The sequence below is a fragment of the Acinetobacter nectaris CIP 110549 genome, assembly GCF_000488215.1.
GTDB classification, from domain to species: Bacteria; Pseudomonadota; Gammaproteobacteria; order Pseudomonadales; family Moraxellaceae; genus Acinetobacter; species Acinetobacter nectaris.
In genome coordinates this window covers 1,149,339-1,165,798 of record NZ_KI530712.1, presented here as the reverse complement: position 1 = coordinate 1,165,798, position 16,460 = coordinate 1,149,339, and the positions used below count along the sequence as shown (strand labels likewise).

General features: G+C 38.2%; 16 protein-coding genes. 15 read left to right on the top strand and 1 reads right to left on the bottom strand.

Features of this window, described 5'->3' with window-relative positions; all coding sequences use genetic code 11:
* Positions 1-15 precede the first annotated feature (15 nt).
* The 13 genes from P256_RS05750 (at position 16) to bfmS (ending at position 14,243) form a co-directional block, all read left to right on the top strand.
* Positions 16-2,316: a RelA/SpoT family protein gene (locus P256_RS05750; RefSeq protein ID WP_023272748.1), complete on the top strand. Its 2,301-nt coding sequence runs from the start codon at positions 16-18 to the stop codon at positions 2,314-2,316.
* A 47-nt stretch (positions 2,317-2,363) separates the two neighbouring features.
* Positions 2,364-3,149 (top strand): nucleoside triphosphate pyrophosphohydrolase, encoded by a 786-nt coding sequence (gene mazG, locus P256_RS05745; protein ID WP_023272747.1) that lies wholly within the window; start codon positions 2,364-2,366, stop codon positions 3,147-3,149.
* 177 nt (positions 3,150-3,326) lie between these two features.
* Entirely contained in the window at positions 3,327-4,808 is a 1,482-nt protein-coding gene (gene pcnB / locus P256_RS05740; protein ID WP_023272746.1) for a polynucleotide adenylyltransferase PcnB, read from the top strand.
* Positions 4,805-5,302, top strand: coding sequence for a 2-amino-4-hydroxy-6-hydroxymethyldihydropteridine diphosphokinase (gene folK, locus P256_RS05735; protein WP_023272745.1), 498 nt, complete (start codon positions 4,805-4,807; stop codon positions 5,300-5,302). Before pcnB ends, folK begins: the two co-directional genes overlap by 4 nt.
* A 46-nt stretch (positions 5,303-5,348) precedes the next feature.
* Positions 5,349-6,158 carry a 3-methyl-2-oxobutanoate hydroxymethyltransferase gene (gene panB, locus P256_RS05730; RefSeq protein ID WP_023272744.1) on the top strand — a complete coding sequence of 270 codons (810 nt, stop codon included), beginning with the start codon at positions 5,349-5,351 and terminating at the stop codon, positions 6,156-6,158.
* A gap of 2 nt (positions 6,159-6,160) precedes the next feature.
* Positions 6,161-7,006, top strand: a complete 846-nt coding sequence (gene panC / locus P256_RS05725; RefSeq protein WP_023272743.1) for a pantoate--beta-alanine ligase — start codon at positions 6,161-6,163, stop codon at positions 7,004-7,006.
* A gap of 20 nt (positions 7,007-7,026) precedes the next feature.
* Complete coding sequence (gene rapZ / locus P256_RS05720; RefSeq protein WP_023272742.1) at positions 7,027-7,878, top strand: RNase adapter RapZ; 852 nt, start codon at positions 7,027-7,029, stop codon at positions 7,876-7,878.
* The gene (locus tag P256_RS05715) at positions 7,875-8,144 is read left to right on the top strand and encodes an HPr family phosphocarrier protein (protein ID WP_023272741.1); all 270 of its coding nucleotides are present in this window, start codon (positions 7,875-7,877) and stop codon (positions 8,142-8,144) included. The genes rapZ and P256_RS05715 overlap by 4 nt, the downstream gene beginning before the upstream one ends.
* A 2-nt stretch (positions 8,145-8,146) precedes the next feature.
* Positions 8,147-8,698 (top strand): ribosome biogenesis factor YjgA, encoded by a 552-nt coding sequence (gene yjgA, locus P256_RS05710; protein ID WP_023272740.1) that lies wholly within the window; start codon positions 8,147-8,149, stop codon positions 8,696-8,698.
* A 181-nt stretch (positions 8,699-8,879) separates the two neighbouring features.
* A complete protein-coding gene (thrS, locus tag P256_RS05705) occupies positions 8,880-10,802 on the top strand; it encodes a threonine--tRNA ligase (RefSeq protein ID WP_023272739.1) in 1,923 nt (640 codons plus the stop codon).
* 5 nt (positions 10,803-10,807) lie between these two features.
* Positions 10,808-11,356: a translation initiation factor IF-3 gene (gene infC / locus P256_RS05700; protein ID WP_081401724.1), complete on the top strand. Its 549-nt coding sequence runs from the start codon at positions 10,808-10,810 to the stop codon at positions 11,354-11,356.
* Positions 11,357-11,828: 472 nt separating this feature from the next.
* On the top strand, positions 11,829-12,545 hold the full coding sequence (gene bfmR / locus P256_RS05695; protein WP_023272737.1) for a response regulator transcription factor BfmR: 717 nt from the start codon (positions 11,829-11,831) through the stop codon (positions 12,543-12,545).
* Between the two features lie 48 nt (positions 12,546-12,593).
* On the top strand, positions 12,594-14,243 hold the full coding sequence (gene bfmS, locus P256_RS05690) for a sensor histidine kinase BfmS (protein ID WP_023272736.1): 1,650 nt from the start codon (positions 12,594-12,596) through the stop codon (positions 14,241-14,243).
* 24 nt (positions 14,244-14,267) lie between these two features.
* On the opposite strand, the gene P256_RS05685 is transcribed toward bfmS, so the two are convergent.
* Entirely contained in the window at positions 14,268-14,627 is a 360-nt protein-coding gene (locus P256_RS05685) for a hypothetical protein (RefSeq protein ID WP_023272735.1), read from the bottom strand.
* Positions 14,628-15,179: 552 nt separating this feature from the next.
* On the opposite strand from P256_RS05685, the gene ndhC reads away from it, so the two are divergent.
* Positions 15,180-15,713, top strand: coding sequence for an NADH-quinone oxidoreductase subunit A (gene ndhC, locus P256_RS05680; protein ID WP_023272734.1), 534 nt, complete (start codon positions 15,180-15,182; stop codon positions 15,711-15,713).
* A gap of 6 nt (positions 15,714-15,719) precedes the next feature.
* Complete coding sequence (locus P256_RS05675; RefSeq protein WP_023272733.1) at positions 15,720-16,397, top strand: NuoB/complex I 20 kDa subunit family protein; 678 nt, start codon at positions 15,720-15,722, stop codon at positions 16,395-16,397.
* Positions 16,398-16,460: the final 63 nt, after the last annotated feature.

The window sequence follows — 16,460 nt, the reverse complement described above, 5'->3', positions numbered from 1 at the left end:
TAATAGGAGATAGGTATGGTCACAGTACGTGAACAGCTACCTGAACGACTGACGCAGTCTTCAGAGGAAACGGCTGTAGAGCATGCCTTACAACAGCAAGATTTAGCCCAGTGGTTAAATCGTGTAAGGCAGCAGACCGATGGGGAGCTTATTCGGTTAGAGGAGGTTGCATGTCGAACTTTAGAAAAAGGATTAAAAACAGAAAAGACTGGGCGTAATAATACGTTTATTACAGGTATTGGTATTGCAGACATCTTGGCACATTTATATGTAGATGAAGCAACACTTATTGCAGCCGTGCTCTATCGTAGTGTTCGTGAAGGACTGACTTCTTTGGAAGAAGTGGGCGAATATTATGGTCAGGAAGTTTTAGAGCTTGTGCAAGGTACAATGGCAATGGGGAAATTGTCAGACCTCATTGAACAGAATAAACGATTAGAAGATCATTTTAATAATAACAAACGTGAGCATTTAACAGGCATTTATAAAATGCTGATTTCGGTCACGGAAGATGTTCGCGTTGTACTGATTAAACTGGCCGAACGAACATTCGAGCTGCGTGAGTTGGCAAAGTCGCCTAAAGAGCGTCAAGAGCGTGTTGCACGAGAAATATTAACGATTTACTCGCCACTTGCACATCGACTTGGGATTGCACAATTAAAGTGGGAGCTAGAAGACCTCGCATTTCGCTATTTGGCACCTGATCGCTATAAAGAAATTGCAAAACTCTTAAATGAGAAACGCTTAGAGCGAGAACACTATATTGAGTCTGTGGTTGAGCAACTCAAAGGAGAGCTTGGTAAGATTCATATCGAGGCAGATATTAGTGGTCGTGTAAAACACATTTACTCGATTTATCGTAAGATGAAGAGTAAAAACCTCAGCTTCGATCAACTTTATGATATTCGAGCATTACGTGTTCTTGTGAATACTGTACCTGAGTGTTATCACGTTTTAGGTATTGTTCATCAAATTTGGCGGCACATTCCTCATCAATTTGATGATTATATTACCAATCCAAAAGCCAATGGCTATCGTTCGCTACATACAGCAGTGATTGCAGAAAATAAGTCTTTAGAAATTCAAGTGCGTACGCACGAAATGCATGAAGAGGCAGAGCTAGGCGTTTGCTCACACTTCAACTATAAAGAGGGTGGTAAAGCAACAGATTTCTCATTTAATCATCGTTTGCATTCGCTACGTGCAGTATTAGAGCATTATCAAGAGCGTAATGAAGCAAGTGCGCATGCTAAAGATGACGAAGAAGATGACTTTGAGAAAATTCAAGATTTTGAGGATTTTGAAAAGATCTATGTTTTTAGCCGAGATGGTGACATTAAAGAGTTACCACGTGGCTCGACGGTTTTAGACTTTGCGTATCATGTGCATACAGAGGTGGGTAATCACTGCTATGCAGCACGTGTAAATCAACGTTATGTACCTTTAACCTATACGTTGAAAACAGGTGAACAGGTTGAAATTTTAACCAAAAAAGATCGTGACCCAAATCGTGATTGGTTGGTTAGCTCATTGGGTTATATCAAAACGGCACGCGCTAGAGATAAGTTGCGTCATTGGTTTAGACAACAAGATCGCAGTAAAAATTTAGAAGTGGGTAAAGAGCTACTCACAAAAGAATTACAACGTCTTGCGATTCATCCGAAAAGTATTGACTTAAATGAATACTGTGCACACTTCAATGTAAAATCTGGCGATGATGTACTGATTGGTTTGGTGAGTGGAGACATTAGTCTTCATGGCTTAATGAATCAAGTTAATCGTCATATGAATATTGACCAAGATGAACCTGAGCTGATACTTAAGCCTGCATTGAATCCACGTGCAAGCCATACTTTATCTGCGCATGGTATTTTGGTGGATGGGTTAGATAATGTTGAACTGCATATTGCACAGTGTTGTCAGCCTGTACATGGTGAGATGATCGGTGGTTATATTACTTTAAACCGCGGTGTTAGCATTCATAAAAAGGGCTGCCCTGATTATAACCGTATGATTACGCAAGAGCCTGAACGTGCGGTTGATGCAGATTGGGAGTTGCAACCCACACGCGGTCAGAGTATTCAAATTGTGGTTGAGGCTTATGATCGCCGTGGTTTATTGCGTGATTTAACGCAAGTGATTTTTGCAGATCAAATTAATATTCGTCAGGTAAATACCATTTCTGAAAATGATGGTATTGCAAATATGAAGTTGCTTATAGAGGTGAAAGGTTTAGCGCAATTGTCACGCCTCCTTGCACGCTTAGAGCAACAGCCCGGTATTATTAGTGCACGTCGCCTTGTGCAAGGCAATTAAGTGTCTGAGCCAGTGAAATTTCACTGGCTTTTTTATTAGAGAGTGTTATGTCGGTACAGCAGTTACTTGAAATTATGGAAACCCTCCGCGAGGAATGTCCTTGGGATCAGAAGCAAACACCCAAAACGTTAACGCGTTATGCAATTGAAGAAGCATATGAAGTTGAAGATGCAGTGTTGAATGGAGATGCTGAGCAGGTAAAAAATGAGTTGGGTGATTTATTATTGCAAGTGGTTTTTCAATCGCAAATGTATAAGGAGCAACAGAAGTTTGATTTCTATGATGTTGTTGAGGCATTAAAACAGAAAATGATACGACGTCATCCACATGTTTTTGAAAAAGAGCGATTCAATACATTAGATGAAGCTCAGGTTTCTGATTTATGGCAGAAAATTAAGCGTCAAGAAAAAAAAGAAGCGGGGATATTACCGTCTCAATTAGCAGATATAAAACATGGCCCTGCAATTGTACAAGCAGAGGAAATACAGAAAAAAGCAGCCAGTATCGGTTTTGATTTTCCGCATATTCAGGATGCAATAGATAAAGTTTATGAAGAACTCAATGAGTTTAAAGAAGCATTGGCAGAAAACCATCAACAGAATATTGAAGAAGAGTTTGGTGACTGTTTATTTTCGATAATTAATGTAGGGCGTCAAAAAGGAATTTCTTCAGACCAAGCATTACTTAAAACAATTGTAAAGTTTAGACAGCGTTTTGCTTATATAGAAGAAAGTGCAAAACTAGATGGTAAAGAGATTGATCAGTTGACACTGATGGAAATGGATCAACTTTGGAATGCTGCGAAAAAGATGAAAAATAATGAAAATCAATGAAGTAGTATTTGTATGAATATATAAGAAAGATGATCTTTGTAAAAAATCTTATGTAAAAGTGTTTCACTGTGTTTCTTGCTTAGTATAAGATACAAGAAATTGCCCTTTGATGGGTGATGCTCTATTATGAGCAGTCGTTATTAAAATATTCATTACAGACGTAGGAGAGAGCGTCTTTTGCACACTTTACGCGCGTCAAAATATGGTTTATCCATTAAGAAATTACCCCCTTCAATCATTGAAGTGATTGATGCTCTCAGTAAAGCAGGTTACGAAGCATACATCGTAGGTGGTGGTGTTCGTGATTTAATGCTTGGGTTGAATCCCAAAGACTTTGATGCAGTGACCAATGCCACACCTGCTCAGGTGAAGTCAGTTTTCGGTCGCCGTTGTCGTATTATTGGTCGACGTTTTGAGTTGGCTCATGTTTATATCGGACGTGACTTAATCGAAGTTGCTACTTTCCGTGCACCACCTAAAAAAGAGGTGACCAGTGCACAAGGTATGATTCTACGTGACAATAATTGGGGAACGATTGAGCAAGACTTTGCTCGACGAGACTTTTCCATTAATGCAATGTATTATCAACCAAGAAAAGGCATTATCTTAGATTTTTGTAATGCGATTGCAGATATAAAAAGTAAAACATTAAGACTACTTGGTGATCCTGCAAAGCGCTTTGAAGAAGACCCTGTACGTATGTTACGTACACTGCGTTTTTCAGCCAAGCTTAATTTTAAGATTTCTGATGATATTCTAAGCATTTTTACTGTTGATATGGCAATGTTGCTACGCGATATTTCACCACATCGACTTTATGATGAATCACAAAAGTTATTTACGATGGGGCAATTACAACGTATTTTGCCACTATTAATAGACTTTGGTGTATGGAAGCAACTCTTTGCAGATATTCAGCCGATATTAAATAATTTTATTGTTTTGGCTGCAAAAAATACAGATCAAAGAATTCAAGTTGGGAAAACCATCAATCCTGCATTCTTTTACGCTGTTTTACTGTGGGAAAACTTTTTAGAGCGAACACAGTTCTATCTAAATAAAGGACTTGTTCCTGCCGAAGCACGTGCTCAAGCAGGATTAGATGTTCTGAAAAGACAGTGTACACGAACGGTTATTCCACGATTTGCCGAAACATTTATTCGTGAAGTTTGGGAGATGCAAACGCGTTTGCTTAATCCTAAACCCCAGCAGATAGAGTCACTTTCGAGCCATGCGCGTTTTAGAGCAGGTTTTGATTTTCTCTTATTGCGTGAAAAATCAGGTGATCAAGATACTGAAGGGATGGGACACTGGTGGGATGTCTATCAGAATTTATCTATAGATGAAAAAGAAGCTGCCATTTCGAAGTATAACCGTCAACGTGTTAAAAAACGTCGTAGGACATCTTCAGAAGCTCCTCTAGAAACTGTAACTACAGCAGACCCGCAGGCGATTGAACCTTTAGTGGTTGAAAAAGAAAATACATCTCGTCGTGCAAGACGTTCTAAGGCAAGAAGAACTGGAATGACAACTGCAACAAATGTACGTACAGCGGATTCAAACCAGAATTCGACGGGAATTGATGATAGGCATCCAATCTTAAAACGTAAGCGTGTTCAGCGTGATCTAGCACAAGTTGTGTTTGGACCAACGCAATGACAATAACCTATATTGGCTTAGGGAGTAACTTAGGTGACTCTCAAGCTATTTTGAAAGAAGCAGTAAGTCAATTGCGAAAAGAGGGTGAGGTAAGGGTATCAAAACTTTACTCTACACCACCAATGGGCCCGCAAGATCAACCTGACTATTTGAATGCTGTTGTTGAACTGCGTACAGATTTAGCGCCTTTGGCTTTGCTTGATCTGCTACAACGTATTGAAAATGAATCGGGGCGTGTACGTTTGCGTCGTTGGGGCGAAAGAACACTTGATCTCGATTTACTTTTGTACGGTGATTTAGAAATATCAAATGACCGTTTAACTGTACCGCATGTCGGTTTATTTGAGCGAGATTTTGTGCTGTTGCCTTTATTAGATTTAAATGAAAAGATAGTTGTAAATAATCAATTGTTATGTCATTTAAACGTGGTACAACAGTCTGAACTTGAGCCAGTTGCTTTGGCGAACTGGTGGGAAAACAAAGACAATATTTAGTCATTCATATTATTGAAAATATGGGCTAATATTGTTAGGAGATTCAATGATTAGTTTAAGTGATTTACGCCGTTATAAAGCTGAAGGTCGTAAATTTTCATGCCTCACTTGTTATGATTCAAGCATGGCAAAAGCAATGGAAATTGCTGAAATTGATAGCATATTAATTGGTGATTCACTTGGTATGACGATGCAAGGTCATGATTCTACGATTCCTGTAGAAACGGATGATATTGCATACCATACAGCATGTGTACGTCGTGCGAACCAGCATGCATTTATTATGGCAGATCTGCCTTTTATGGCATATGCGACAGAAGAAGAAGCATTAAAAAATGCTAAAAAAGTGATGCAAGCTGGCGCTCAAATGATCAAAATTGAGGGCGATGCATGGCTTGCTGATACAGTTCGGTCATTAACGCGTAATGGCGTACCTGTATGTATGCATTTAGGGCTAACACCGCAATCTGTAAATGTTTTAGGTGGTTATAAAGTACAAGCAAAAACACGTGAAGCTGCAGATAAACTAATTCGTGATTGTGAAGTACTTGTAGAGGCAGGTACAGCAATTATTTTACTTGAATGTGTACCAGCGCAATTAGGTAAAGAAGTTGCAGAAAGGTTTCCTCAGGTTCCTGTGATTGGAATAGGTGCAGGTGCTGATACTGATGGGCAAGTTTTAGTTGTACAAGATATGCTTGGCTTAACATTTGGTCGTGTTGCTAAGTTTGTACGTAACTTCATGGTGGAACAGTCTGGAAGCCAAGCAATTTTAAATGCGCTTCAAGCATATCACCAAGCAGTACATGAAAAAGAATTTCCTGCTGCTGAACATACATTTCGAGTAGAGTTGTAAACATGAAAACGGAAACCACTATACATGGGCTTGCTGCATCTTTGAATCCAGCACGTCATGCAAAAAAGTTGATTGGTTTTGTTCCTACAATGGGGAATTTGCATGAAGGGCACTTAAATCTTGTGCGCGAAGCAAAAAAAATCTGCGACCTTGTAGTGGTAAGTATTTTTGTTAATCCAACTCAATTTGGGCCAAATGAAGATTTTGATAATTATCCTCGAACATTAGATCAGGATAGTCATCTTTTGGCAGATGTAGGGTGCGATATTGTTTTTGCACCTGCTGTAGAGCAAATGTTTGCTAAAGAGCCAAGAAAAACCAATATTCAAGTCACTGAAATAACACAAGGGCTATGTGGTCATGCACGTCCCGGTCATTTTGATGGTGTAGCACTCATTGTCACGAAATTATTTAATATTGTGCAGCCAAATTATGCTTTCTTTGGTCAAAAAGATTTTCAGCAATTGGTTATTGTGCAGCAACTTGTGCGTGATTTAAATATGCCACTTGAAGTGATTGGCGTACCAACGACACGTGCAGAAGATGGTTTAGCGTTAAGCTCTAGAAACGGTTATTTAACAGTTGAAGAGCGTGCTTTAGCGCCTCAAATATATGCTAGCTTAAATCATGCAAAAGTGTTTTTAGAGCAAGGAGAAGCTTTAAAAGATATTCTTGAAAAGATGAAGAATGATTTAACGACATCTGGCTTTGAAATTGATTATGTGGAAGCACGTACCCCTGAACTAGAAACAGTGCTACATTTTGATCAAGATATTGTATTATTTGTAGCAGCAAGGCTTGGTAAAACACGCCTGATTGATAATTTAAGAGTCAATGTCCCAACTTAGATACGTCAAAGGATAGAATGATGAAGCGTATTTTGATTGTTACAGGCCAGTCTGGCTCCGGGAAATCTTCTGCTTTACAAGTTCTAGAAGATTTAGGCTACTATTGTATAGACAATTTACCTTTAGCATTATTGCCCGAGATTGTATCTAAACTAGATCATGAGAATAACCTTGAGCAGTTGGCTTTAGGTGTTGATGTTCGTAGTACTCAGGCAGACTTAGAAGAATTTGAGAGTGTCTTTGAGCAGCTAAAGAAACATGGTTCAGTCGATATTATTTATTTAAGTACAAATGATGGACAACTTATTGCTCGTTTTAGTGCTTCACGTCGCCCACATCCTTTAAGTGGCCGTTGTAAAAGCTTAAATGAATGCATTCAAGAAGAAAAAAGTTTATTATTGCCAATCCAGTTAAGATCTACTGTCAATATTGATACAACCGATAAAAGTGTTCATGACTTAAAACATACGCTTTTATCTAAGCTTGGGCAGTCTGATAAGCTTATTTTGATTTTACAGTCATTTGGTTATAAGCATGGCATTCCATTAGATGCAGACTATGTATTTGATGTGCGCCATTTGCCAAACCCACATTGGGATTTAAAGCTGCGTAAATTATCGGGATTAGATGAACCTGTTCGTCAGTTCTTATCAGAAAGCGAACAAGTGAATGAAATGTATGATGATATTCATAATTTCTTGAACAAATGGTTGCCCGCATTTGCTGAAGGTCATCGTCATTATTTGACAGTATCTATTGGTTGTACGGGTGGGCAACACCGTTCAGTTTATATCGTTGATAGACTTAAAAAAGCGTTAGAAGCAGATTGGTCTATCCAAATTTTACACAGAGAAATGAAGCACTGGTCATGATTGACACAACAGTAGATGTAATTAACAAACTTGGCTTGCACGCACGTGCATCTGGTAAGCTTATCGAAGTCACCACAAAGTTCAACTCAAACATCCAAATTGGAAAGGGTGAAAAACTTATTGATGCCAAAAATATTATGGCTTTATTGATGCTTGGTGCAGGTAAAGGAACAACATTACGTCTAGTTGTAGATGGACCAGATGAAGAGCAAGCTTTGTCCGAAGTACAAGCTTTGTTCGCAGCAAAATTTTATGAGGCAGATTAACAGTGGCACGTCGACCGCAAAAAAACTACACCAATGAAGATTTTGAATCGTTAGAAGGGCGTGCAAGTAAAAGTGAGCAGAAGCGTGCAGTACAACGTATGGCAGCGCTAGGTGAGCAACTTGCAACACTTTCATTAAAACAGATTCAACAACTTCCTGTAGAAGATAGATTGATTGATGCACTGCTAGATGTACAAGAAATCACTTCTTTTGAAGCTAGACGCCGTCAGTTTCAGCGTATTGGTAAACTTCTACGTAATGAAGATGAAGCTGTTATTTTATCTTATCTCACGCCAAAGCAAGGGTTAAAGCAACAAGCATTACTAACTCGTTGGGTAGATCGTTTGGTTGAGCAAGGTGATACAGCAATTCACGAGTTTAGTAAGCAATATAATGCAACAGAAAAGCATACTTTACGTCAGCATGTTCTTCGCTACCATCGTGATAAAAGCTTAGAGGCAACGCCTGAAGAGTTAGAAGAAGCACGTCAAAAAATTGTTAATTATGTTCAACAAGTCGCATTACTTTCCGACCAAGGAAAGTCTAGAGGCTAATGTAGCGAAGATTTCACCTGTAATTAAGTTTTTATAAATACTTTCAGAAAAGTATTTATATGTGTACACTTATTGCTCTAATTTTTAAAACCACCGTTTTTATATTTTGAGGTTTTTCCTCGATCATAATCTCGCGGTGACATGCTCCTTTGTATGGGGCATCACTCCTTAAGGATTTCTTATGCCAATTATTACATTGCCAAATGGCGATAAAAAAGAGTTTGATCATGCAGTTTCTGTCATGGACGTTGCTCAGAGTATTGGGCCAGGTCTTGCAAAGAATACTGTTGCAGGTCGTGTAAATGACCGTTTGGTTGATGCAAGTGATCTTATTTCTGAAGATTCGACCCTTCAAATTATTACACCAAAAGATGATGAAGGCGTAGAAATCATTCGTCATTCATGTGCACATCTTGTTGGGCATGCAGTTAAACAACTGTTCCCAGAAGCAAAGATGGTTATTGGGCCTGTGATTGAAGAAGGTTTTTACTACGACGTATATATGCCACGTCCATTCACATTAGATGATATGGCTGCGGTTGAAGATCGTATGAAAGCATTAATTGCTCAAGACTACGATGTAATTAAAAAAATGACACCGCGTGATGAAGTCATTGAGTTGTTTAAAGCACGTGGAGAAGACTATAAACTGCGTCTTGTTGAAGATATGCCTGATGAAAAAGCAATGGGACTATATTATCATCAAGAATACGTAGATATGTGTCGTGGGCCACACGTTCCGAATACAAAATTCTTAAAATCATTCAAGTTAACAAAGTTGTCTGGTGCATATTGGCGCGGTGATGCAAAGAATGAGCAGTTACAGCGTATTTATGGCACAGCTTGGGCAGATAAAAAACAACTTGCTGCATACATTAAACGTATAGAAGAAGCAGAAAAACGTGACCATCGTAAAATTGGTAAAGCGCTAGATCTATTTCATATGCAAGAAGAAGCACCGGGTATGGTGTTTTGGCATCCAAATGGTTGGACAATTTATCAAGCACTTGAACAGTATATGCGTAAAGTGCAAAAAGAAAATGGTTACCAAGAAGTTCGCACACCGCAAATTGTTGACTTTGTACTATGGGAAAAGTCAGGTCATGCAGCAAACTATGCTGAGAATATGTTTACAACACATTCTGAAAGCAGAAACTATGCTGTAAAACCAATGAATTGCCCATGTCACGTTCAAATCTTCAATCAAGGCTTAAAGTCTTACCGTGAATTGCCAATTCGTATGGCTGAATTTGGCTCTTGTCACCGTAATGAACCATCAGGTTCACTTCATGGTATTATGCGTGTGCGTGGCTTTACTCAAGATGATGGGCACATTTTCTGTACTAAAGATCAAATTGGAAAAGAAGTTGCAGATTTCATTAAGCTAACTTTGGATGTATATAAAGATTTTGGCTTTGAAGATGTGCAAATGAAGCTTTCTACACGTCCAGAAAAACGTGTAGGTGATGATGCACTTTGGGATTTGGCAGAAAAATCACTTGCTGATGCTTTAGATGAAGCAGGCTTAGACTGGGACCTTCAACCTGGTGAAGGCGCATTCTATGGTCCAAAAATTGAATTTTCTTTAAAAGACTGCTTAGGCCGAATTTGGCAATGTGGTACAATTCAATGTGACTTTAACTTACCTGAGCGTTTAGATGCTTCATTTGTAACTGAAGATAACGAACGTGACCAACCAGTCATGCTACATCGTGCAATTCTTGGTAGTTTTGAACGATTTATTGGTATACTTATTGAACATTATGCTGGTTTTATGCCACCATGGTTGTCTCCAACACAAGTATGTGTAATGAATATTACAGGTACACAAGCTGAAGCTTGTGAAAGTGTGGTGCAGAAACTTAAAGAACACGATATTCGTGCTATTTCTGACTTGAGAAATGAGAAAATCGGCTTTAAGATTCGTGAGCGTACATTAGAGCGCATTCCATATTTACTCGTGCTTGGCGACCGTGAGGTTGAAGAGGGCACTGTCAATGTTCGTACGCGCTCAGGAAAAAATTTGGGTACTATGTCAATCGATGCTTTCGTTGATTTAGTGGAAACAGCCGTTGCCGAACGCGGCCGGTACATTGTGGAGTAAGAAAGATTAAACAGTCTGATCGTAACCAACAAGGTGGTAAAAGTAATCGCCCTGCGATTAATGATGAAATTCGTGCAAAAGAAGTTCGCTTAATTGGAGCGGATGGGGAGCAAAAAGGTATTGTTCCTTTAACTGAAGCAATTCGTGTTGCAGAACAAGATGATCTTGATCTGGTCGAAATTGTTGCGAATGCCGAGCCACCTGTTTGTAAAGTCATGGATTACAACAAGCACTTGTTTGACCTGAAGCAAAAGCAAAAAGATGCGAAGAAAAAACAGCATCAAGTGCAAGTAAAAGAAATTAAATTACGCCCAGGTACGGATGTCGGTGATTACAACGTAAAACTACGTGCAATTATCCGCTTCCTTGAAGATGGCAACAAAGTGAAAATTACGTTGCGCTTCCGTGGACGTGAAATGGCTCACCAACAGCTTGGTCTAGCACAGCTTCAAAAAATTGAAGCAGATGTTGCTGAAATTGGTGTTGTTGAGCAAGCACCAAAAATGGAAGGTCGTCAAATGGGCATGTTACTTGGACCGAAAAAGAAAAAGTAATTTGCTTGCATAAGATGTATCTGATAAAAGCCAACTCACATAGAGTTGGCTTTTTTTATACTTTTAGAAAAAATATGAGCTTTATAAATGGGTTAAGGCATTGGTTTTATGTGATTATTTGGGATTTTTATATTATTTTATGTATATCGAGAAATCTATTTTTAGCAAAATAAAATAAATTGCTTAGTTGTTTTTAAAAATATTACGCTTAATTAATTCACTTAAATATATGTTTATTAATAACTTTATTTTAATTGTTAGCTGTTGAGACTCTTTTTAGTGGTTGAAGTGATAGAGATAAAAATATATAAATATCAATAACTAAATGCTTTATTACAGATTACACCTCTCGTGTATCAGTTTGGTGAAAATGATCTTGTTTACAATGTAAACATGTGTATATTGCTCATTATGAAATAGCGTATCTGTTTGAATATCAGTGCCTAAATATAGAAATGAAAAGGGGGCGAACATGAGCCAAGAAGAAAAGTTACCAAAGATTTTAATTGTAGAAGATGACGAACGATTAGCACGTTTAACTCAAGAATATTTAATTCGTAATGGATTGGAAGTTGGTGTTGAGCCAGATGGTAACCGTGCAATTCGCCGTATTATTGCAGAGCAACCGGATATGGTTGTACTTGATGTTATGCTTCCTGGTGCAGATGGTCTAACAGTTTGTCGTGAAATTCGTCCACACTACCATCAGCCAATTCTGATGCTTACTGCGCGTACAGAAGATATGGATCAGGTACTTGGTTTAGAAATGGGTGCTGATGACTACGTTGCGAAACCTGTTCAACCACGTGTATTACTTGCGCGTATTCGTGCATTACTACGCCGTACAGACAAAACGACAGAAGATGAAGTTTCTCAGCGTATCGAGTTTGATGATCTTGTTATTGACAATGGTGGTCGCTCTGTAACTCTAAATGGTGAGCTTGTAGATTTTACAAGTGCAGAGTATGACCTTCTGTGGTTACTTGCTTCAAATGCTGGCCGTATCTTATCTCGTGAAGATATTTTTGAGCGTTTACGTGGTATCGAATATGATGGTCAAGATCGTTCGATTGATGTACGTATTTCAAGAATTCGTCCAAAGATTGGTGATGATCCTGAAAATCCAAAACGTATTAAAACAGTTCGTAGTAAAGGTTATTTGTTTGTTAAAGAAACGAATGGCATGTAATCCATTTATTTTTATTGCTGTTGCTTTTTCCTAAAGGATAGATAGTTCGTGTTTAAACACAGTATATTCCTACGTATCTATGCTGGCGTTGTGATTCTCGTTGCATTGGTGGCTGTTTTTGGTTATTTACTTGTACAAGTCATTAACTACCAACGTGCCCAAGAATACAGAGAATCACTGACCGATGGTATTTCCTATGTGATTGCTCAAGGTATTGAGCGCCAGCCAACAGCACAACAAAAGAAAGACTGGATTTCAGATGCTTCGGATTTGCTTGAGCTTCCTATTTACTTGGTAGATAGTGCTAAAGTTGAGCTTTCTCGTTCTGAAAAAAAGAGAATTGATAACCAACAAGCTGTGGTTCGTTATGATGCACAGACATTAATTGCTGATATTTATATTGGATTACCAAGTGACCCAAAACATTATCTATTTATTAATGTGAATAAAATTGGTGAGCGGCAAATAAAAGCATTACCTATCTTTATTCTAGATTATCTGATTTATTATCCGGGTCAGGAAAAAGAATATCTACAAAAAATACATCAACACTTTTCTTATCCTATTGAAATTCAACCTATATTGAGCTTGGGGTTAGACTCTGAGCAAGTCGGTCGATTACGTCAAGACCAAAGTATTTTATTGTATCGTGACAATGCCACAATGCGTGGTACAACAATATCTATTGTTTCACCAATCCCTAATAATCCATCGGAAGTTTTAGTGATTGGGCCTGTTCCAATGTTTAATTGGATGCCTTTCCAGATTGCAGCAGGTATTACATTGCTAAGCTTGTTCTTACTCAGCTTAGGTGTTTATGTGCTTATTTTTCCACTGCAAAGAAAAGTGAAACAAGCCATTGTCGCACTAAATAAAATTAAAACTGGGGATATGTCTACAAGGTTGCCTGTTGAAGGAACCGATGAAATGGCAAGCTTGTCTTCAAGTTATAACGATATGGCAACACACATTCAGCGCTTGATTGAGGCACAGCGAGAATTGATGCGAGCAGTTTCGCATGAATTAAGAACACCTGTTGCACGTATTCGCTTTGGTATGGAAATGCTTGCTGAAGAGGAAGAATACGATTATCGCCTAAGCCAAGTGGAAATGATTGATAAAGATATTGAAGCACTGAATACATTAATTGATGAAATTATGACGTATGCAAAGCTAGAACAAGGCATGCCATCGCTAGATATTCAGAGTATAGATATTGCAGGAGTCTTGGAGCAGGTTGAGCGTGAAACACAAGCATTAAAAACGCAAAAAACTATTGAGCTATTTGCACCTGCGTCTGATGTTGTTGCTGATGCAGAAAGACGTTATTTACATAGAGTCGTACAAAACTTAGTTGGAAATGCTGTCCGTCATTGCGATGAGAGAGTACGCATTAGTGGTGGTATTTACGATGATGGTGAAGCCTATGTTTGTGTGGAAGATGATGGTCCTGGTATTCCTGAAGAAGATCGTGAGCGTGTATTTGAAGCCTTTGCGCGGCTAGATGACAGTCGAACTCGTGCTTCGGGTGGTTATGGTCTTGGACTGTCTATTGTGAGCCGTATTGCTTTTTGGTTTGGTGGAAGTATAGAGGTTGATCGGAGTCCTGCATTAGGTGGGGCACGTTTTATAATGAAATGGCCAGTACAACGACAGGTTTCTGTGCAACAACTTGCTAAAGCAAATAAAAGCGACTGATAAAGTCGCTTTTATTTTAGATTACTAATTATAATCCATAGAGCTTGGTGCGATTAATGGTTTTTGCTCATCAATAAGTGCTTGAGCAGCTTCTTGGCTAATCTCTAGAAGTATTTTCTCATCTTCAACATCAATCGTATATTTCTGAATGAGACGTTGATCACCAGATAAAGTTTCTACTTTATACTCACTTGCGATATGTAAAATGCTATCTAGATTTGTACTAACAGCAGCGGTATCTTCTTGAAATAAATGTTTCAATGCCTCAAAGCTAATATCTAAATGAGATGCTTTTTTGTCTTTATGCAGTTGATCTTCAGTATAGCGTATAAAGAGTTGTGCATATAAAAAGTAGTTTGGTTTATGCGTGAATTCTAGGTTCATTATGGTTCCTTTTTATCCTATTTTTATATGCTTAGATTAGCAAAAAATCTTGAAATGATTTGTAATGAAATTGCTAAAATATATGTAATATTATTTAATAATTCAGAGGTTTAATATTTTTTTAATAAATATTAGATAGGAAATGTATTTTAATAATAAATATTTTTTGTATATTTAATTCTGTATAGATAGTATGTTAAATAGGAAGTATTATCATTATAAGATATCAGGCGTGCAATATTCCAAGTATTTTAGTTGGTTTTTATTATTTTATGATTTTGATGTAAAAATAAAAAATCTATGTAGTATTGAAAAAAAAGTGGTTATTACAACAAATAATAGTATTCATCAATAAGTATATATACCTAAGTCTTAGATGGTATTTTTCAATAAAAATGTTTAATTTATAATCTTTTTTACTACTTGGTATAACCTAGTAAGCAAAATAATAAATGAGTACAATAAATCTGTTTAAAGTTAATTTGTAAGCTATTTTTGAACGGTTATACAAATTTTTGTTTTTAAAACAGGCCAGCCAGGAGTTATCCCCGCATGAGTGCCATTACCTCAGACGATTGGGCAACTATTGCCTTCGTAATCGGTGTTACATTCCTTTGCGTCTTCATGCTTACAGTTCCACAGTTACTTGGTGGAAAGTCATGGGGGCGTGCCAAACAAGAGCAGTTTGAGTCTGGTGTTGTTGGTGCAGGTGGCGCACGTATGCGTTTGTCTGCAAAATTCTATCTCGTCGCGATTTTCTTCGTTATTTTTGATATTGAAGCGCTTTATCTATACGCATGGGCAACCTCTGTGCGTGATGTTGGGTGGTTCGGTTTTACAACCGTTGCAATTTTTGTGATTGATCTTCTTATTGGTCTTGCTTATGCACTATCTACAGGTGCATTAAATTGGTCACCATCAGATCGTTTTAAAGCTGCAAATAAACAACCTCTCGTTGGTTCTGCGCATATGGATATTGCACAGATCACACGTTTCAATTCTGTTGATGAGTTAGTAAGAGATCCAACAGGAAATATACCAGCCCAATCACGTGTAAAAAAGAAAGTCATTACTGACAAGGAGTAATACGGGATGAAGTACACATTAACCCGTGCTAATCCGCAAGCGGATGAATATCCGTTACAAGAAAGACAAATTGTGGATGATCCACTTCAGGACGAAGTGAATAAAAATGTATTTATGACCCGCCTAGAAGATGTTGCCCATAGTGTTGTGAACTGGGGAAGAAAAAACTCAGTTTGGCCATTTAACTTTGGGACATCATGTTGTTATGTCGAATATGCAACGACCTTGACGGGTGTGCATGATATGTCACGTTTCGGTGCGGAAGTAATTCGTGCATCGCCTAGACAAGCAGATTTAATGATTGTTGCAGGCACGTGTTTTATGAAAATGGCACCTGTGATTCAGCGTTTATATGAACAGATGCTAGAGCCTAAATGGGTCATTTCCATGGGTGCTTGTGCAAACTCAGGTGGCATGTATGACATTTATTCAGTGGTTCAAGGTGTAGATAAAATTATACCTGTAGATGTGTATGTACCAGGATGCCCACCTCGCCCAGAAGCACTTATTCAAGCTTTACTATTATTACAAGACCAGATTCAGTTGGAGCGTCGACCGCTCTCTGCTGTGATTGGTGATGATCTTAAGCCAGTTTATAAGCCAAAGATGATGCCAGAACGTGACCGTAAAAATGCAGAGCGCATTGCGGTGAAAAATCTTCGCTCTATGGATGAAATTAAATAATTCTAACGGGAAAAGAATAAAGACTCTGGATGAGTCATTTGTCGTTAAGGATCATTAATAATA